This is a genomic window from Aromatoleum sp. (assembly GCF_035254505.1).
Taxonomy (GTDB): Bacteria; Pseudomonadota; Gammaproteobacteria; order Burkholderiales; family Rhodocyclaceae; genus Aromatoleum.
The window spans coordinates 97,797-116,124 of record NZ_DATFAO010000066.1 but is presented as its reverse complement, the minus strand read 5'-3'; the positions used below and the strand labels follow the sequence as shown (position 1 = coordinate 116,124).

General features: G+C 63.7%; 15 protein-coding genes and 1 tRNA gene. 11 read left to right on the top strand and 5 right to left on the bottom strand.

Annotation, left to right across the window (positions count from 1 at the left end; translation table 11 throughout):
• Position 1: 1 nt before the first annotated feature.
• From VJ673_RS13735 to acnA, 3 genes are all read left to right on the top strand, one after another.
• Positions 2 to 1,558, top strand: a complete 1,557-nt coding sequence (locus VJ673_RS13735) for a hydrogenase large subunit (protein WP_324126684.1) — start codon at positions 2 to 4, stop codon at positions 1,556 to 1,558.
• Positions 1,558 to 2,085 (top strand): NADH-quinone oxidoreductase subunit B family protein, encoded by a 528-nt coding sequence (locus tag VJ673_RS13730; protein ID WP_324126683.1) that lies wholly within the window; start codon positions 1,558 to 1,560, stop codon positions 2,083 to 2,085. The genes VJ673_RS13735 and VJ673_RS13730 overlap by 1 nt, the downstream gene beginning before the upstream one ends.
• A 165-nt stretch (positions 2,086 to 2,250) precedes the next feature.
• Positions 2,251 to 4,908 (top strand): aconitate hydratase AcnA, encoded by a 2,658-nt coding sequence (acnA, locus tag VJ673_RS13725; RefSeq protein ID WP_324126681.1) that lies wholly within the window; start codon positions 2,251 to 2,253, stop codon positions 4,906 to 4,908.
• A 74-nt stretch (positions 4,909 to 4,982) separates the two neighbouring features.
• Here the strand turns inward: acnA and pdxR are convergent, their stop codons facing one another.
• Entirely contained in the window at positions 4,983 to 6,392 is a 1,410-nt protein-coding gene (gene pdxR, locus VJ673_RS13720) for a MocR-like pyridoxine biosynthesis transcription factor PdxR (RefSeq protein WP_324126680.1), read from the bottom strand.
• Positions 6,393 to 6,509: 117 nt separating this feature from the next.
• Between pdxR and VJ673_RS13715 the strand changes: the two genes are divergently transcribed.
• The 3 genes from VJ673_RS13715 (at position 6,510) to VJ673_RS13705 (ending at position 8,238) form a co-directional block, all read left to right on the top strand.
• Positions 6,510 to 6,965, top strand: coding sequence for a carboxymuconolactone decarboxylase family protein (locus VJ673_RS13715; RefSeq protein WP_324126679.1), 456 nt, complete (start codon positions 6,510 to 6,512; stop codon positions 6,963 to 6,965).
• Positions 6,966 to 6,997: 32 nt separating this feature from the next.
• Positions 6,998 to 7,444 (top strand): cupin domain-containing protein, encoded by a 447-nt coding sequence (locus VJ673_RS13710; protein ID WP_324126677.1) that lies wholly within the window; start codon positions 6,998 to 7,000, stop codon positions 7,442 to 7,444.
• Positions 7,445 to 7,593: 149 nt separating this feature from the next.
• Positions 7,594 to 8,238: an HD domain-containing protein gene (locus VJ673_RS13705; RefSeq protein WP_324126676.1), complete on the top strand. Its 645-nt coding sequence runs from the start codon at positions 7,594 to 7,596 to the stop codon at positions 8,236 to 8,238.
• 250 nt (positions 8,239 to 8,488) lie between these two features.
• Here the strand turns inward: VJ673_RS13705 and VJ673_RS13700 are convergent, their stop codons facing one another.
• Positions 8,489 to 8,749, bottom strand: coding sequence for an enoyl-CoA hydratase-related protein (locus VJ673_RS13700; protein WP_324126714.1), 261 nt, complete (start codon positions 8,747 to 8,749; stop codon positions 8,489 to 8,491).
• Between the two features lie 174 nt (positions 8,750 to 8,923).
• Here VJ673_RS13700 and VJ673_RS13695 point away from each other — a divergent pair, with 174 nt between their 5' ends.
• The 3 genes from VJ673_RS13695 (at position 8,924) to VJ673_RS13685 (ending at position 13,450) form a co-directional block, all read left to right on the top strand.
• Positions 8,924 to 11,239, top strand: a complete 2,316-nt coding sequence (locus VJ673_RS13695; RefSeq protein WP_324126675.1) for a xanthine dehydrogenase family protein molybdopterin-binding subunit — start codon at positions 8,924 to 8,926, stop codon at positions 11,237 to 11,239.
• A complete protein-coding gene (locus VJ673_RS13690) occupies positions 11,214 to 11,675 on the top strand; it encodes a (2Fe-2S)-binding protein (protein WP_324126673.1) in 462 nt (153 codons plus the stop codon). The genes VJ673_RS13695 and VJ673_RS13690 overlap by 26 nt, the downstream gene beginning before the upstream one ends.
• 71 nt (positions 11,676 to 11,746) lie before the next feature.
• Complete coding sequence (locus VJ673_RS13685) at positions 11,747 to 13,450, top strand: RecQ family ATP-dependent DNA helicase (protein WP_324126672.1); 1,704 nt, start codon at positions 11,747 to 11,749, stop codon at positions 13,448 to 13,450.
• Between the two features lie 54 nt (positions 13,451 to 13,504).
• On the opposite strand, the gene VJ673_RS13680 is transcribed toward VJ673_RS13685, so the two are convergent.
• Positions 13,505 to 13,580, bottom strand: a tRNA-Ala gene (locus VJ673_RS13680).
• A gap of 90 nt (positions 13,581 to 13,670) precedes the next feature.
• Between VJ673_RS13680 and VJ673_RS13675 the strand changes: the two genes are divergently transcribed.
• Entirely contained in the window at positions 13,671 to 14,651 is a 981-nt protein-coding gene (locus VJ673_RS13675) for a site-specific integrase (protein WP_324126671.1), read from the top strand.
• Positions 14,652 to 14,718: 67 nt separating this feature from the next.
• Here VJ673_RS13675 and VJ673_RS13670 read toward each other — a convergent pair whose 3' ends face one another.
• Positions 14,719 to 15,288, bottom strand: a complete 570-nt coding sequence (locus VJ673_RS13670) for a GIY-YIG nuclease family protein (RefSeq protein WP_324126670.1) — start codon at positions 15,286 to 15,288, stop codon at positions 14,719 to 14,721.
• Positions 15,289 to 15,340: 52 nt separating this feature from the next.
• Positions 15,341 to 15,736, bottom strand: a complete 396-nt coding sequence (locus VJ673_RS13665) for a hypothetical protein (protein ID WP_324126669.1) — start codon at positions 15,734 to 15,736, stop codon at positions 15,341 to 15,343.
• A gap of 441 nt (positions 15,737 to 16,177) precedes the next feature.
• Between VJ673_RS13665 and VJ673_RS13660 the strand changes: the two genes are divergently transcribed.
• The gene (locus VJ673_RS13660; RefSeq protein WP_324126668.1) at positions 16,178 to 18,328 is read left to right on the top strand and encodes a DEAD/DEAH box helicase family protein; all 2,151 of its coding nucleotides are present in this window, start codon (positions 16,178 to 16,180) and stop codon (positions 18,326 to 18,328) included.

Here is an 18,328-nt window from a genome sequence, read left to right as displayed (position 1 = left end):
GATGGAATTTTTTGGACTCGACTGCCGTTTCACACGCATCGCGGCGCCGCTGCCGATCTACTGCGCCGACGTTGAGGCGACGCAATGGAGCGCGCTGGCGCTCGCCGTGGCCGAGGCGAAGGGCAGGCTCGTCAGCCTGTGGGGCAGCGACGAGCGCGCCAGCGGCGACGGCCTCACGGTGTCGGCCGCCTACGCGACCGCCGACGGCCTGCTCTGGGCGAAGCTCGGCCTCGATCCCCAGCAGCCGACCTACCCGGACATCGCCCGCCTCTTCGCCCCGGCGATCCGCATGCAGCGCACCGCGCACGACCTCGTCGGCATCGCCCCCGAAGACGCCGACGACCTCCGTCCCTGGCTGCGGCACGGCGCGTGGCCGGCCGACTACTTCCCGCTGCGCTTCGAGAACACCTGCGAGGAGCACTTCGAGCCGCAGGCGGATGCCTATCCCTTCGTCCCGGTCGAAGGCGACGGCGTGCACGAGATCGCCGTCGGCCCGGTCCACGCAGGCACCATCGAGCCCGGGCATTTCCGTTTTTCGGTCGTCGGTGAGAAAGTGCTGCGGCTCGAGGAGCGGCTCGGCTACACGCACAAGGGCATCGAGCGGCGCTTCATGGGGATGGATATCGACCAAGGCGCGCGGCTCGCCGGTCGCGTGTCGGGCGACAGCACGGTTGCCTACGCGTGGGCGTACGCGATGGCGGCCGAATCGCTCGCCGGCGTTCAGGTACCCGAACGCGCCGCATGGCTGCGCGCCCTGCTGCTCGAACGCGAGCGCGTCGCGAACCACCTCGGTGACCTCGGCGCGCTCGGCAACGACGCGGCCTTCGGCTTCGCCCTCGCGCAGTTCTCGCGGTTGCGCGAAGACTGGCTGCGCGCGAACCGCGATGCTTTCGGCCATCGCCTGCTGATGGATTGCATCCGCCCCGGCGGCGTCGCACAGGATCTCGACGGCCCCGCCGCCGCCCGCCTGCGCGTCCAGATCGCCGACATCACGCGCGAAGTCACCGAACTGAAGGACATCTACGACGAGCACGCCGGGCTGCAGGACCGCCTCGTCACGACCGGCCGCGTCACGGCCGAGCTCGCGACGAAACTCGGCCTGACCGGACTCGCCGGCCGAGCGAGCGGCCTCTCCGCCGACCTGCGCGCCGACTTCCCCTGGCCGCCCTACGACAAGCTCGGCGTCACCGCGTGCGTCCATCGCAACGGCGACGTCGCGGCGCGTGTCGCGATGCGCTTCGAGGAATGTTTCGCGTCGCTGCGTCTGATCGACACCCTGCTCCTCACCCTGATCACTAAGCCGCCCGCCGGACCGATCCACACGCCGATCGCCGTCTCCCGCGAAGGCGTCGGCGCGGGCTGGATCGAAGGCTGGCGCGGAGAGATCTTCGTCGCGCTCGAAACCAGCGCCCAAGGACGCGTCGCGCGCTGCCACTGCCACGATCCGTCGTGGCAGAACTGGCCCGTCCTCGAACACGCGATCATCGGCAACATCGTCCCGGACTTCCCGCTGATCAACAAGTCCTTCAACCTCAGCTATTCAGGGCAGGACCTCTGATGTGGCACATCCTGAAGTACGTCGCCCGCCGCGGTCAGGTTGCCGAACCACCCCCGGAACCGGCCGCAAGCTCCGCCCAGCCGGCGCATGCCATCCATGACGAGATCCTCGCGATCCTCGGCCGCGCGCTGACGATCCGGGAAGTCGATGCCGGCTCCTGCAACGGCTGCGAGCTCGAAATCAACGCGCTGAACAACCCCTACTACAACATCGAAGGCCTCGGCATCCGCTTCGTCGCCAGCCCGCGGCATGCCGACATGCTGCTCGTCACTGGCCCCGTCACGCGCAACATGGCAGTCGCGCTGCGCCGCACCTACGACGCGACGCCCGCGCCGAAGCTCGTCGTCGCCGTCGGCGAATGCGCCTGCACCGGCGGCATCTTCGGCGAGAGCTACGCGAGCTGCGGCCGCGTCTCGAACGTCATCCCGGTCGACGTCACCATCCCCGGTTGCCCGCCCCCGCCCGCCGACATCCTCGCGGGCATCCTCGCCGCAGTGCGGGCGCGGGGATCGAGCGTCACAGCCTGACGCAGCGACGGATTTCAACCGGGGCGCCAACTGTCACCCCGGCAACGAAATACCGTTAGGGCGAAGCCTTGGCCCATGTCGTCCCTTGCCTCCTATACTGCTTTCATAGCATAGGGCGGGCAGCGATGGCCCCGTGACGCTTCATCAGTCAGGAGAGATGCCGTGATGAAAGACAGCTTCAACGTCAGGACAACGCTGGCCGTCGGTGACCGGACCTACGCCTACTACAGCCTGAAAGCCCTCGAGCCCGCCTACCCGATCGCCCGCCTGCCCTACTCGATCAAGGTGCTGCTGGAGAACCTGTTGCGGCACGAAGACGGCGTCAGCACCACCCGCGCCGACATCGAAGCTCTGGCCGGAGCGAACTTCAAGACACTCCCCGCCCACGACATCAACTTCACGCCGGCCCGCGTGATCCTGCAGGATTTCACCGGCGTCCCCTGCGTCGTCGACCTCGCGGCGATGCGCGATGCGATCCGGAAGCTCGGCGGCGACGCCGCGGCCGTGAATCCGCTGTGCCCGGTCGAACTCGTCATCGACCACTCGGTGATGGTCGACAGCTACGGCAGCAAGGACTCCTTCGACATCAACGCGAAGATCGAATTCGAGCGCAACCAGGAGCGCTACACCTTCCTGCGCTGGGGCCAGGAAGCGCTGCGCAACTTCAAGGTCGTGCCGCCCGACACCGGCATCGTGCATCAGGTGAATCTCGAATACCTCGCGCGCGTCGTTTTCGACAAGGACGGCCTGCTCTACCCGGACACCTGCTTCGGCACCGACAGCCACACCACGATGGTCAATGGCATCGGCGTGCTCGGCTGGGGCGTCGGCGGCATCGAGGCCGAGGCCGCGATGCTCGGGCAGCCCTCGTCGATGCTGATTCCCGAGGTGATCGGCGTCCGCGTCAGCGGCAAGCTCGCCGAAGGCGCGACCGCCACCGACCTCGTGCTCACTGTCACCGAGATGCTGCGGAAACGCGGTGTCGTCGAGAAGTTCGTCGAATTCTTCGGGCCGGGCCTCAGCAAGCTCACCGCCGCCGACCGCAACACCATCGGCAACATGGCCCCCGAATACGGCGCGACCTGCGGCATCTTCCCGATCGACACGGAAACGCTGAACTACCTGCGCCTCACCGGCCGCAGCGAGCATCAGATCGCCGTGGTCGAGGCCTATGCCAAGGCGCAGGGCATGTGGTGGAGCCCCGACGCCCCGGAGGCCGAATACAGCGACGTGCTCGAACTCGACCTCGGCGCCATCGTCCCCAGCCTCGCCGGACCGAAGCGCCCGCAGGACCGCGTGCCGCTCTCCGCCGTCAAAGTGAATTCCCGCCAGGCGCTGGAAGCCGAACAGGCCCTGCGCCCGTCCCAAGGGCCGGCCACGGTCACCGACGGCGGTGGTACCTTCACGCTCAAGGACGGCGCGGTCGTGATCGCCGCGATCACCTCCTGCACCAACACCTCCAACCCCAACGTACTGATCGGCGCCGGCCTGCTCGCCCGCAAGGCGCGCGCACTCGGCCTCGCGAGCCAACCCTGGGTCAAGACCTCGCTCGCCCCCGGCTCGCGCGCCGTCACCGAGTACCTCGAACGATCCGGCCTGCTGCGCGACCTCGAGCACTTTGGCTTCCACCTCGCCGCCTACGGCTGCACGACCTGCATCGGCAACTCCGGCCCGCTCAACGAACCGATCGTCAAAGCGATCCAGCACAACGCCCTGAGCGTCAGCGCCGTGCTCTCCGGCAACCGCAACTTCGAAGGCCGCATCCACCAGGACGTGCGGATGAACTACCTCGCCTCGCCCCCGCTCGTCGTCGCCTTCGCGATCGCCGGCACCACGGACGTCGACCTCACGACCGAGCCGCTCGGCACCGGCAAGGACGGCAAGCCGGTCTTCCTCTCCGACATCTGGCCCTCCAACCAGGAAATCCAGGCCGAGGTCGCGCGCTCGGTCACCTCCGAACTCTTCAGGATGAGCTACGCCGACGTCCTGACCGGAGACGAACGCTGGCGCTCGATCCGCGTCACCCCATCCGAAACCTACGACTGGGACGCCGCCAGCACCTACATCCGCAACCCGCCCTACTTCGAAGGCATCACCAAAACCCCGCCCGGCATCCAGCCCATCAAGGGCGCCCGCTGCCTCGCCGTCTTCGGCGACTCCATCACCACCGACCACATCAGCCCCGCCGGCAGCATCAAGCGCGACGGCCCCGCCGGCCGATACCTCGTTGACCGCGGCGTCCAACCCGCCGACTTCAACAGCTTCGGCTCCCGCCGCGGCAACCATGAAATCATGATGCGCGGCACCTTCGCCAACACCCGCATCAAGAACGCGATGACTCCGGGCATCGAAGGCGGCGTATCAGCCTATGTGAATGCCATCGTTCATGAGGCCGAACCCATCTACGACGTCGCCCAACGCTACGCCGCCAAGGGAACGCCGCTCGTCATCCTGGCCGGCAAGGAATACGGCACCGGGTCCTCCCGCGATTGGGCCGCCAAGGGCACGCTGCTACTGGGCGTCAAGGCCGTGATCTCCGAATCCTTTGAACGCATCCACCGGGCGAATCTCGTGGGGATGGGCGTGCTGCCCCTCAATTTCGTCGACGGCCAGAACGCCGCGATGCTGGGGCTGGATGGGACGGAAGTGTTCGATATCGAGGGGCTGCAAGCCCACACGCCGGAAGTCACGATCACCGCGCGCAAAGCCGACGGAACGGGCACGACCTTCCGGGCCAAGGTCAGGATCAATACTGCAAAGGAGTGGGACTACTTCGAGCATGGGGGGGTGTTGCAGTATATGTTGAGGCAGATGGCGGGGTGAGGGGTGGGCGGGGCGTTTCGGCCATTGGCGCCGCAGGAGGTGCCCTGCACTACAGTGCAGATGCCGTCCTTCCGTCAGAGTGATCGCGCCAACTCCGCCAACTGACGGCAGTGTGCGGCAAGGCGATCTTGATTGAGATTGGTCACGCCGAGTAGCAAGCCACGCGGCCGGGGAGATTGGACGTACCATGGGGACAATGGGGATGGCGCCAGACCGAGCTGCTGGCCGCACAAAGCCACGTCCACGTCAGACACAGATTCGTGAATCCGCGCGACGACAGCCATACCCGCAGTCGCTTGGACTTCGATCGAGCCCAAGGCCTCTTCGCGCAAACAGCGAAGGAGCGCTTCTCTTCGAGCGGCATAAAGCCGCTTCATGCGGCGCAGATGGCGAAGGTAATGCCCTTCGCGCAAAAAATCGGCCACGGCAAGTTGGGTGGTGGCGGCTGGCGCCGGCGCCAGGCACGCCGCAAGGTCGCCAAACCGGCGGGCCAGCTCAGGCGGCACTACCAAAAAACCCAAACGCAACGCCGGGCTGATCGTCTTGCTGAAAGTGCCGATGTGCAGCACCCGCCCCCCATGATCGAGCGACGCGAGCGCCGGAGCGGCACGTCCTACTAGCTGCAACTCGCTTAGATAATCGTCCTCTATGATCCAGGCATCGTTTCGTCTGGCCCATGCAAGCAATGCGAGCCGCCTGGCGAGCGACATCGTCATGCCCAACGGTGCCTGCTGTCCCGGTGTTATGACTGCTAGAGCCGCGTCGGCGCAGATCCGAAGACCTGTATCGACATCAAGCCCTTCATCATCGACGGAGATGGCTGTTGCAGTCATACCGGCCAGGGCGAGCGCAGTGCGAGTCAGAGGAAAGCCGGGGTCTTCCGTCCAAGCAGTCCTTCCTTCCAGTTCAAGCCCACGGATCGCCAGTCCGAGCGCTCCGGAGAAGCCGGCCGTTATCAGCAGTTGGGAAGGGCTGCATTGAATCCCGCGGGCTATCCCCAGGTAGGCCGCGATTTCCCTGCGCAAGCTTGGATCACCACGCGGGTCTGGGTACCCGACCGGGGCTGCTGCAGCGTGCCGGGCGGCCCGGACCAGGATGCGTGACCAAAGCTTGTACGGAAACTCGTCTTGAGCGGGGACACCCATTTGAAATGTCAATGGCGTGGCAGAGAACGCTTGGAAGAGCTCCGGAATTGGCGGCGTCTCTCGCGGCCAACCGGATGCAGGGGGAGTAGATGGGCGCTGGGTTACCCGAGTGCCGGCCGCCCCGAGCCCGATTGCGAGTTGTTCGTCGATAAGGCGTTCGTAGGCCAAGCGCACGGTGCCACGAGAGACGCCTAACTGAGCCGCCAGATCCCGCCAGGAGGGCAGCTTCGCTGCGGCGGGAATCTGCCCAGACTCGATGGCCTCCCGAATAGCCGCATAGATCTGCGTGGCTAATGGTGTCTTCTTGGCGCGATTAAGGTCGATAGGAAGAAAGCGCATGAATGATGGTACATAGAAATCAATCAGTCTTGGTGCTTTTTTATGACCACCGTGGCGCGCATTCTTCTTCTACGGCTCCAGCCCGTTCAACGGCTTCAAAACTAAGGAGATACAACAATGACGCAGCGCTTGGATTACAGCGCCGCCACACCGGCGGGCATGAAAACGCTGGGTGGTGTTTACGGCCACATCCTGCAAAGCGGATTGCCCAAGGTATTGGTCGATCTCATCTATCTTCGCGTGTCGCAGATCAATGGCTGCGCCTACTGCATCGATATGCATTCGCGCGACCTGTTGAAAGAAGGAGTCGCCGTCGAGAAGGTCGTGTTGGTCCCGGCCTGGCGCGAGGGCGGTACGCTGTTCAACACCGCCGAGCGTGCTGCGCTTGCCTGGGCAGAGACAGTGACGCGCGTAGCTGAAACGGAAGTCCCGGACGCCGAATATGAAGCAGCGGCTGCCGTATTCGACCCAAGACAGCTCGCCGACCTCACCATTGCGATTGGCCTGATGAATGCCTACAACCGGATGGCGATCAGCTTTCGTGCCACGCCGGCGGCAGTGGCCGCGCAGTAATCCCCGGGCGCCTTTCGAGATGGAACTCTAAGATGAAGCACGCCATTCTTTCCGCCTGCGCGACCATCGTTACTGCAATTTCGTTTCCGGCCGGCGCACACGGTTCCCAACACCACACCAACGCAGGTGCGCTGAAGCCCCCGGAGAGAGTCACGCCGCTGTTCAAGCGCGAGCTGCCCAACGTCCCTGGCAAGACGTTAATTGCGGCCGAAGTCCTCTTCCCGCCGGGCGCCGCCTCCCCGGCGCACACGCATCCGAAGTCCGCATTTATCTATGCCCAAGTGCTTTCCGGCGAGATCGTCAGCGCTGTCGGTGACGAGAAGCCCCGCCTCTACCGAGCAGGGGAAGGATGGTACGAGGCGCCGGGCGCCCATCATAAGGTGGCGCGCAATGCCAGCAAGGAGCGCCCTGCGAAGCTCCTTGCCATCTTCGTAACGGACTCGGGCGAACAGCAACTCGTTTTTCCCGATGCCAAATAAAAACGCAGATTTCGCGTTTCAACCTGGGGATGCTAGTGATCCCCGGGTCGTCGGCGGGGCCCGCCAGACGGTCGCCGCGCCATTACCGCTGACAGAGAAGAAGCGCCGGGCGTATAGGCAGGATTGCAGAATTGCACGAGGATCAGATCGTGAACAGCACCGACATCTTTGGCGTAACGATTCCAGATAGCCGTATTGCAGACGAGATAACACAGTTGATACGCGGCGTCGCGAGTGAGGCGCTGTTCCTCCACTCTACACGCGTTTATTTTTGGGGCGCCTTGACCGGCAAACGGAATAGCCTGGCATTTGACCCGGAACTGCTTTACGCAGCGGCCATGTTCCACGATATCGGCATCACCCCTGGCTACCACGAAAGCCGACTACGCTTCGAGGTGGACGGCGCGAACGCCGCACGCGATTTTCTGCGTGGACATGGGATCGACGAACGAGATATCGAGAAAGTTTGGCTTGCCATCGCCCTCCACACGACCCCAGGTATCCCGGAACATATGGCCCCGGAGGTCTTCTTGGTACAGGCAGGAGCCGGAATGGATATGGCGGGCCGCAACTATGAACATTTCACAGAGGACGAGCGTGAGGGAGTGATTGCCGCTTATCCACGCGGCCACGATTTCGGGCATGAGGTCATCGAAGTGTTCTACCAAGGGCTGAAGCATCGGCCGGACAGCACATTTGGCACATTCAATGATGATTTTCTCGCATATCGGGATCCTGACCTTCAGCGGGGAAATCTTTGCAGCATCATTTTGGGCTCACGCTGGGAGCGATGAAGAAGTCCTTCACAACCTCCTGAAGTACGAACGTCCGGTCAGCGGCCCCAAAGCAGATTTCAGCCGTCACTCCGTGATAGGGTCCAACCGCAGCTCCGGCTTCGTCGACTCTTTCCCGCAATGGATCGCCACCCACTCGCACAGCACCTCGATGTCCTCTGGGCGTGAGCCAGGCGATGGTGCATTGAGTTTGCCGGCGTGGCGCTGCGCTGCCAATCGCATGAGCTCCCTGCACCGGATTCCGGCGTGCTTACCTGCCGCGATAGAGCGGCTGCCGCTTCTCAGCGAAACCCTGGCGGCCCTCCAGGCGGTCCGCGCTATCCCGCAGCACGCCCCAGTAAAGTTCCATCAGTTGCTGTGCATCCGCTTCGCTGAGGTGGCTGATCTGGCGCGACGGCTTCTTGACCGCCTGCACGGCCAGCGGAGCATTCGCGGCGATGCGGGCGGCGACTGACAGTGCGCGATCCAACAGCGGGGCGCTGGGTTCGACGATCTTCGTGACGAGGCCGATCCGCTCGGCGATATTTCCAGCCGATTCGATTGGGGATTTCTCAATCGTTATGCGAATCGATTCCGCAAGCCCATTACCGGAAGCGCCTTCGCCGCGTAACCAGGCTTGACCGGCCAGCGCCGGCCAGCTATGCAGAAGTGCAGTTCGTCCCGCATTCGAGACGGAGATGGCCGCATGGTAAGCAGACGCCGGTTCATTCTCGGAACGGCCGGGGTGCTCGGCTCCCTCGTCGTAGGTTGGTCCGTGCTGCCGCCCCGGCAGCGGATGACGCCCTCGAAGCCGTTGCCGGCGAGCGGCAACGAGATGACCTTGAACGGCTGGGTCAAGCTCGCCCCCGACGGCGCGGTGATCGTGATGCTGTCCAAGAGCGAGATGGGCCAGGGCATCATGACCTCGCTCGCGATGCTCCTCGCCGACGAGATGGACGCCGACTGGTCCAGCGTGCGTACCGAGATGGTGCCGATCGACGCGATCTACAACAACATCACGGTCGCCGTCGATAGCTTGCCGTTTCGCGCCGACGACCCGAGCCCGCTCAAGCCCGTGGCGGACTGGATGACGGCAAAGCTCGCGCGCGAGATCGGCATCATGACGACCGGGGGCTCCTCCAGCATCAAGGATCTGTGGCTGCCGATGCGCAAGGCCGGCGCGGCGGCCCGCCAGATGCTGATCGCGGCAGCGGCCGAGCAGTGGCAGGTGCCGGCGGCCGAGTGCCGGGCATCTTCCGGCCGTGTCGTCCATCCTTCGGGCAGATCCGCCGCGTTCGGCGAACTCGCCGCGGCCGCCGCACGCCAAGCGCTCCCGGACGATCCACCGCTCAAGGACATCAAGGACTTCACGCTGATCGGCAAACCGCTGGCACGCATGGACGCTCCCGCCAAACTCGATGGCAGCGCGGTCTTCGGCATCGACGCGCTACCCGACGGACTGCTCTACGCGAGTGTGCGCATGTGTCCGGCACTCGGCGGCACGGTCGCAAGTTTCGACCCCGCGGGGGCAATGCGGCTTGCGGGCGTGCGCAAGGTGCTCGCCGTCGACGGTTTCCACGGCGGCACTGCCGGCGTCGCCGTGATCGCGGATACACCCTGGCATGCGGACAAGGCGCTCGATGCCGTCCGGATCACCTGGAACGAAGGCTCGATGGCAAGCATCAGTGGCGCCCACGTACTCGATCAACTGTCCAAGACCCTGGACAGCGAGCACGGCCGCAGCTACTACCGGACCGGCGACGTCGAAAGCGCCCTCGCCGGCGCCGTCAAGCGCATCGAGGCCGAGTACCGCGTCCCCTATCTCGCCCACATGACGATGGAGCCGATGAACTGCACGGTCCAGGTCAGGGACGGCAAAGCCATCGTGTGGGCCTCGACGCAGGTCCCGACGACCGCGCGGCATGCAGTCGCCAAGGTCCTCGGGATTGCGCCGGGTCAGGTCGAGATCAAAGTGTTGCTGATCGGCTGCGGCCTCGGGCGACGGCTCGAAGTCGACTACATCGCGCAGGCCGCGGCCATCGCACGGGCTGCGGGCGGGCCCCCGGTCCAGACGATGTGGTCGCGCGGCGAAGATACCACCCACGATTTCTACCGCCCGGCCTGCATATCGCGCTTCCGTGCCGGCTTCGATGCCGACAGCCGGCTCGTCGCCTGGTGGAACACATCCGCGAGCCAATCCATCCTCGATCAGGTCGTCGAGCGCACGATCGGCCTGCCCTGGCCCTTTCGGGACAGGACGACCTCCGAAGGCGCTTTCGACCGGCCCTACGAATGGCCCAACGCCCGCGTCGCGCACCAGCGCGTCGATTTTCCGGTGCCGGTCGGCTTCTGGCGCTCCGTCGGACATTCGCACAACGCCTTCTTCACCGAATCCTTCATCGACGAAGCCGCGGTGGCGATCGGACGCGACCCGGTCGATTTCCGCTTGTCACTATTGCAAAACCATCCACGCCACCGCGCCGTGCTTGAACGCGCGGCCACGCTTGCCGACTGGCGGAATCCACCCGCCCCTACACCGGACGGACAGCGCAAGGCCCGCGGCATCGCCCTGCACGAGAGCTTCGGCAGCATCGTCGCGCAGGTGGTCGAAGCATCGCTGGATACGGACGAGCAGATCCGCGTGCATCGCGTCGTCTGCGTCATCGACTGCGGCTTCGCCGTCAATTCCAACCTGATCCGTCAACAGATGGAAGGCGGCATCGTCTTCGGCCTCAGCGCCGCCCTGCACGGCGAAATCGTCATCGAGAACGGCAGGGTCAAGCAACGCACCTTCGACGATCAGAACGTCGTCCGCATCGACACCTGCCCGCAGATCGAAACGGAGATCATTCCCAACAACGAGCCCCCCGCCGGTGTCGGCGAGGCCGGGGCGCCGCCCATCGCCCCCGCGCTTGCGAATGCCCTGTTCGCGCTCACTGGCCGGCGGCTACGCTCGCTACCGCTCCGCTTCAAGCCCGCCCCCCTCTGGAGTTGCCATGCCAAGCCTGCTGGTCAACGGTAAGCCCTACGAGATCACGGCCGAGCCGGACACCCCCTTGTTGTGGGTCCTCCGCGCCGAACTAAAGCTCACCGGCACCAAGTACGGCTGTGGCGTCGGCGTCTGCGGTGCCTGCACGATCCACCTCGACGGCGTCGCTGCCCGCGCCTGCACCACGACCGTCGAAGACGTCCTCACGAGGCGGCAGACGATCACGACCGTTGAAGGACTGTCGGGACGCGAAGCCGATGCGTTGCGCAAGGCCTTCATCGCGATCGACGTCGTGCAGTGCGGCTACTGCCAAAGCGGCCAGCTGATGAGCGCCGCCGCACTGCTCAAGCGATCCCGGCGGCCCACCGACGCAGAGATCAATGCAGCCATGCAATGCAACCTGTGCCGCTGCGGCACTTATCCCCGGATCCGTGCGGCGATCCATGAGGCTGCGAGGAACGTCGTTTAGCCACCAGCACGTCCCGGGCCCTCGACACGCCCCCGCGCACGCCGTTTGCTCGCGTGCCGAGCATGGAGACCGTGCCCGCACCGCCCCGCACCTTGCCGCGCAACTGGCGCAGGCACCTTGCCGAACGCTTCGGCATCGACCGCTTGCGTCCCGGGCAACAGGAAGTCATCGAGAGCGTGCTCGCCGGGCGCGACACGCTGGCCATCATGCCCACCGGCGCCGGAAAGTCCTTGTGCTATCAGGTGCCCGCCCTGCTGCTGCCGGGGCTGACGGTGGTCGTGTCGCCGCTCATAGCGCTGATGAAGGACCAAGCCGACAAGCTTCGCGAAATCGACGTGGCCTCCGGTCAGATCCACAGCTCCGTCACCGAGGACGATAAGGTGCATGCACTCACCGACGCGTTGGAGCGTCGCAGCAAAATCGTCTTCATCACGCCTGAGCAACTCGCCGAGGGCGGATGGGCACGACCTCTGGCGAGGACAAAGGTCAGCCTGCTGGTCGTGGACGAAGCGCATTGCGCATCGCAATGGGGTCACGACTTCAGGCCAGCCTATCTCGAACTCGCCGACGCGCGCCGTCGTCTCGGCAGCCCGCCGGTCCTGGCCCTGACCGCGACGGCGACTGAGGACGTCGTCACCGACATCGGTCGCATCCTGGCACTGGATCGTTCCCGGGTCGTTCAAACCGGCCTCTACCGCCCGAACCTTCGTTACCGCGTCGAGCATGTCGCAGGCGAAGAGGACAAGCTGCGCCACCTTCGTGCCGCGCTGGATGCGGCAGGCGGACCGGCGATCGTCTACTGCGCGACGGTGCACGCGGCGAGCGGCGTCGCGCAGGCACTCGCCGCCGAGGGACGCGAAGGCGGTCTCTACCATGGGCGCCTGCCGGCGGCAGAGCGCCGCCGGGTTCAGGACGCCTTCATGAGCGGAGAAATGCCGCTGATGGTCGCTACCAACGCCTTCGGCATGGGCGTGGACAAGGCCGATATCCGGCTCGTCGCGCATTTCCAGATTCCCGCCAGCCTCGACTTCTATTACCAGGAATCCGGCCGCGCCGGCCGCGACGGAAATCCCGCCGACTGCGTGCTGTTCAACGACCCGGCCGATCGGCGCGTGCAGCAATTCTTCGCGCTGCGCCGCTACCCGGCGGCCCATCACTTGAGCGCCGCCTTGCGCGCACTCGACGAGGCCGGCGCGGAACAGGGCGCGGTCGATCTGGCCACGCTGATCGATCGGGCGCGGGTCCCGCCGACGAAGTTGCGTCTTGCACTTCAGCTTCTGCGCGAAGCCGGGCTCATCCGCATGGACGCATCCCGCCACTACCGCACGAGCGGCCCGAAGCCGGAACCCGCACGTCTGGAGCGGCTCCTGGCGGACCACGATCTGCGACGAGGCGCCGACCGGGAACGGCTCGAGCGCATGGTCTCCTACGCCGAAAGCGGGGGATGCCGCTGGCGCTTGCTTCTCGACTACTTCGGCGACGAAATCCCTTTCGAGCGCTGCGGGCACTGTGACAATTGCGTGAGCCTCGGCGAGGCCCTGCGCCGCCCGCGTGAGCCTGAGCCAACGCCCACCTCCGAGCACAAGACCGCGCGCGCCGCCTTCGCCGAAGGCGATGCCGTGCAGGTGCGTCGCCACGGTCTGGGGAAGGTGGTCGCGGCAAGTGCGGAGGAAGTCGACGTCGCCTTCGCCGACGGCAGCGTCCGCAGCTTTCTCGCCGAGTATGTGCGGCCTGCGACGAGACGGGGGACGTCCGCGGCTAAAAGGAAGAACTGACGTGGACGCAAAAAAGGGCTGGCTTTCTCCAACCCTTGATTTGCTCGAATTCGATGGTGGACCGAAGGAGGATCGAACTCCCGACCTCTGCATTGCGAACGCAGCGCTCTCCCAGCTGAGCTATCGGCCCTTAAGAGTTGCGATTCAGCAACTTACGTCACCAGCGCACTCGCCTGCTCCCCGTCGCGATCACACTCCGATCACACCGGAGTACGCAATCATGGCAACTATTCGCCAGCTACGCAGCAAGTGGCAGGCTGTCGTCCGCCGAAGGGGACATCCTCAACAGTCAAAGACATTCGATCTGAAGAAGGACGCGGAGCGCTGGGCCAGGCAGCAGGAACGACTCATGGACGCCGGGGAATGGGTTGACCAAACAGAGGCAAAGCGAACCTCCCTAGGAGAGCTGCTCGACCGCTACGGCCAGGAGGTCAGTCCGAGCAAGCGAGGATCGAGAAGTGAATTGATCAGGATCAGCCGGTTCAAGGAACTTGAACTTGCGAAGTATTCAGCCGCCGCCATCACAGCCCAGATGATCGCGGCGTGGCGGGATCAACGACTCAAGAAGGTTTCCTCCGGGACTGTTCTCCGGGAACTTCAGCTGCTTGGGCACATCTTCACGGTGGCCATTCGCGAGTGGGGAATCAACCTGCAAGGGAATCCGGTATCCCTCGTCCGAAAACCCTCGCCAGGAAAGCCCCGAGACCGCGTGCTGACCGATGCGCAACGCGCGGCGCTTCTTCACGAGCTTACCCGCTGCCGAAATCCTTGGGTCAAACCAGTGGTCATCTTCGCGCTCGAGACGGCCGCCAGAAGAAGCGAAATCCTGGCCCTGCGCTGGAAAAACGTCGATCTCCTGAACGCGACTGCTCGACTAGACGTGACGAAGACCGACGAACCTCGGACGATTCCCCTGTCATCCACCTGCGTGGCGATGATGAAGGGACTCCCCGAGACCCTGGATGGTCGAGTGTTTCCCGTCACCATCGAAGCACTGAAGCAGGCATATGAGCGTGCAGTGGCTCGAGCCGGGATCAAGAATTTTACCTTCCACGACCTGCGCCACGACGCTTTGACGCGACTCGCGAACCTCGGACTCACTGTTCTGGAGTTGCGGGCGATCTCGGGACACACAACTGCCAACATGTTGCAGCGCTACGTCTCCATCAGCGCCGCCGAACTTGCCAAGAAGATCGCCTAGCGGCTGCGACCCGTTTGCGGGGCGTGGCGCCCTGCAGGCGCATGACGGTGGGCGGAGCGTGTGAAGGTCAGTGGAGTACCTTCTTCTTCGTCCTCGTCAGTTCCGCCAACGCGACGATCTCGAAAGCCCCAAGCAGCGTTTCCGCCCAATCAGGGTCGAAAGTTATCGCTTGCTCCGCTGCATCCGTTTCGTCCGCCAACCGATGGAATCGCTGCTGAAAGGTTCTGGCAATCACCTCCGCGATCCGTGCATGCGGTGCTACCGTCTTCAACAGCGTGAACTTGCCTTTCCTGCACAGTTTCGTTTCGGTGTCACGAATGCGTGCGGCCAATGCACGCGGCTTGCCCAAGGCTTTGTTATAGCCGCCGTGTTCCTCCAGGCTCTTCAGGTGCCGAATGACGACCTGTTCGAGCCAGGCCAGTTCGTCGGGCGAGACGTGCAGGCACCGGATCTCGAAATCGTCGGGTCCGTAACGATTCCAGTCGGCCTGAAGCAGCTCGCAGCCATTGTCGCCACGAGACAGACTTCTCAGTTGCCCCTGCAGTCGTTTCCGACCTTTTTTGCCGGCGCCGGCATACATGGCGCCGTTGGCTTTGCAGCGGATGATGTAAAGACCTGGATCATTAGTTACAAGCATGGCTGACCTCCCTGAAAAGTCGCTCGCACCGCCGCAAGCGTTCAACAAATCGTCACGCAGCAACGATCGCGATGACTGCATCACGATTGATGACCAGCGGGACCGCGTCATTGTCGCCAGTGACCTCGCGAAACCTGCGAACCAGTTCAAGCTCGTTGGCGGTCAGCACGGTCGTTTGCATGATGTCCTCGATCTCCTGCCACGTGTCGGGGAAGTACTCGTGCATCACGAGTCGCAACAGATGGGCAGGGTCGGCCCCGATGGCCTTCGCCAACGGCCCGATCCGGTTCAATGGCACTTTCGTCGAACCGTTCTTGAACATGGTGATGATGTTCGGCTTCTCGAAGCCGCATTCGATGGCGATTTCGCGCTGTGTCTTGTCACACTCGGCGAGACGATCGGCGATGAAGTCGGCAACTGTGATGCGGATGAGCGTGTTCTTGGTCATGTCAAAACTCCTTGTCTGCATAAGATTGGTCGGTTAGCAGATCTATTATTGTGAGTTCTGACTTATCCCTTATAGGCAATGAGAATGCCCAAGTAAACAGCCAGTTACGGGATGTTGTGCGACTGAAGCTTGCTCGTGACTTGCCCGTGACTTGCCCGCAGATTGGAGTGTTCTAGGGGGCAAAGAGTGCTATGTACAGGTAGCATCGAAGTCCTAGAAGACGGCGAGTCGGGTGTTGGTGGTCTGTTCCTCAATCCGAGTACTTGAGCATGAGTCTTATAGAGGCGACGAGCGCCGATTGCGGACCAAAGGCCGGTCAGCAGCCGAAGTAAGTAGTGGAGCGGTCGTCCATGACTTCAAGGGCATTTCAGCCGAATCCTTCTGGCATGGTTCAGGCATCTGCGGCGATAATCGCTCCTCCTCCGTGCTAGCCGGACGCCCATGAACAACAACGAAGCTCACGCCCGCGTTCTCATCGATGCCCAGCTCGCAGCATTAGGGTGGAACACGAAGGACACGAACAGCGTGCGCTACGAGGTTGTCCTGGGGGACGGTACTCGGGCCGATTACGTGCTGTGCGACCGGAATGGTCGTTCTCTGGCTGTCATTGAAGCAAAGCGTTTCTCGGTCAATCCCGGTGACGCGACTGACCAGGGCAAGCGTTACGCGCAGCAGTTGGGGGTTTCCTACGTATTCCTAGCCAACGGCGACGAGGTTCGCTTCTGGGAGTGGGAAACAGAAGCATACCCGCACGCCGTCAAGACCTTCTTCAAGCAGTCGGACCTTGAGCGTCGGTTTGCGACCCGACAGGTTCGGCGCGACCCGATGAGCGTTACCATCGACCGGCGTATCGTCGAGCGTGACTACCAGATCACCTGCATCGATAAGCTTTGCAGCGAGATCGGCGCCGGCCGCCGCAAGCTGTTGGTCGAGATGGCGACGGGCACTGGCAAGACCCGCACCGCAGCCGCCTTCATCAAGCGTCTCTTCGAGGCGAACGCCATCACCCGTGTCCTCTTTCTCGTTGATCGGATTCCGCTCGCGAAGCAGACCGAGGATGCCTTCGTCGAACACCTACCCGACTATCCGTGCTACGTGCTGCGGGCAGGCCGTCGGTTCCAGGACGAAAAGCTCATCACCGTGACCACGCTGCAAAGCATGGTCAATATCTACGCGGACTACTCGCCGGGCTACTTCGATCTCATCATTTCCGACGAGTGCCACCGGAGTATCTATGGCCAGTGGAGTGCGGTACTGAAACACTTCGACGGTATCCAGCTAGGCCTCACGGCGACACCCTGCGTCTCCAATCTCGACGAGTTGGGCGGCGACGAGGAAGACAAGCTGTTCGTGCGCGACACGCTGCGCTTCTTCGAGGTGGAGAAACCGACCTTCTCCTACAAGTTGAAGGATGCCATCGCCGACGGACATCTGGTGCCGTACCAGATCTACAAGGCCAAGACCGTCAAGACCGCCGCCGAGGGCGGCTTCGAGGTGAAGCGCAGCGAGTTGGACTGGTCGTCAATGAGTGGCGATACCCGCGAGGAATTCGACAAACTGTTTGAAGGACGAGAGAGCATCGTCGTCGACCCCGCTGCCCTCGAACGCCGGTTCACCATTCCCGAGCGCAATCGCGCCATCGTGCGCGAGTTCCGTCGCGTGATGGAAGAGGGCTTCACCGACCACAAGGGCGTTCTGCGCAAACCGCTGCTGGGAAAAACCATCGTTTTTGCAGTCAACAAACGGCACGCGGAAACGCTGGCCCAGCTGTTCGACGCGGAGTTCGCCCACGACAAACCTTCGGCCGACATCCGCATCGCCGACTACGTGGTATCGGGCCAAGGGGCGGACGATTCCCTCGACGGTATGGCGAAAATCCGCCGCTTTAAGAAAGAGCCATTCCCCCGCATCCTTGTGTCGGTGAATATGCTCGACACAGGCTTTGACTGTCCGGCCGTGGTCAACTTGGTCTTTGCCCGTTTCACGCGCTCCTCGATCCTCTACCAGCAGATGCGCGGCCGGGGTACCCGTAAGACGGACCAGAAGCCGGTCTTCACGATGTTCGACTTCGTCGGCGTGTGCGAGTATCACGGTGATGCTGACGAGTTCGCCGAAGGCGGCATCGTCATGGAGCCGAAGAAGCGGAAGAAATACGAAGCGCGCCGGCTGCTCGCCCTCGACATCGACGATCACATCGATCCGACTACGCGCGAGTGGATCACCGTTGATGAGAACGGGAACATGATGTTCCAGGCCGCGGACGAGCAGCGGCAGAACGAGCTGGGCACCCGTTTCGAGGCTTGGCTGCTGCAGCGGGCTGAGCTGACGGCCGAGCAGGAGCGCTGGCTGCGGTTACTCGGCAGCCAGATAAAGGTGAACGCCGACGCGCTCACCGAAGTCATGGCCGAGCATTTCGCCTTCTTCCATGTCTTTTCCCAGATCGGCGGCCTGAATGAGGCAAGGCGCGTCTTCGGGGGCGCTGCAGCGCTCGACGATCTGATAGCCTCACTCAATGCGGCCGTCTTCATTGACGATAACGATAACCTCGACGACAGCTCGAGACTGGGCGGCGAGCGCCCTTCCGCGCACTAA

Excerpts from the sequence above, each read along its gene's own strand:
- VJ673_RS13695 (WP_324126675.1), top strand. The coding sequence starts at position 8,924 with ATGGTAAGCAGACGCCGGTTCATTCTCGGAACGGCCGGGGTGCTCGGC.
- pdxR (WP_324126680.1), bottom strand. The coding sequence starts at position 6,392 with ATGCGCTTTCTTCCTATCGACCTTAATCGCGCCAAGAAGACACCATTA.
- VJ673_RS13670 (WP_324126670.1), bottom strand. The coding sequence starts at position 15,288 with ATGCTTGTAACTAATGATCCAGGTCTTTACATCATCCGCTGCAAAGCC.
- VJ673_RS13675 (WP_324126671.1), top strand. The coding sequence starts at position 13,671 with ATGGCAACTATTCGCCAGCTACGCAGCAAGTGGCAGGCTGTCGTCCGC.
- VJ673_RS13665 (WP_324126669.1), bottom strand. The coding sequence starts at position 15,736 with ATGACCAAGAACACGCTCATCCGCATCACAGTTGCCGACTTCATCGCC.
- VJ673_RS13690 (WP_324126673.1), top strand. The coding sequence starts at position 11,214 with ATGCCAAGCCTGCTGGTCAACGGTAAGCCCTACGAGATCACGGCCGAG.
- VJ673_RS13660 (WP_324126668.1), top strand. The coding sequence starts at position 16,178 with ATGAACAACAACGAAGCTCACGCCCGCGTTCTCATCGATGCCCAGCTC.
- VJ673_RS13715 (WP_324126679.1), top strand. The coding sequence starts at position 6,510 with ATGACGCAGCGCTTGGATTACAGCGCCGCCACACCGGCGGGCATGAAA.
- acnA (WP_324126681.1), top strand. The coding sequence starts at position 2,251 with ATGAAAGACAGCTTCAACGTCAGGACAACGCTGGCCGTCGGTGACCGG.
- VJ673_RS13710 (WP_324126677.1), top strand. The coding sequence starts at position 6,998 with ATGAAGCACGCCATTCTTTCCGCCTGCGCGACCATCGTTACTGCAATT.
- VJ673_RS13735 (WP_324126684.1), top strand. The coding sequence starts at position 2 with ATGGAATTTTTTGGACTCGACTGCCGTTTCACACGCATCGCGGCGCCG.
- VJ673_RS13730 (WP_324126683.1), top strand. The coding sequence starts at position 1,558 with ATGTGGCACATCCTGAAGTACGTCGCCCGCCGCGGTCAGGTTGCCGAA.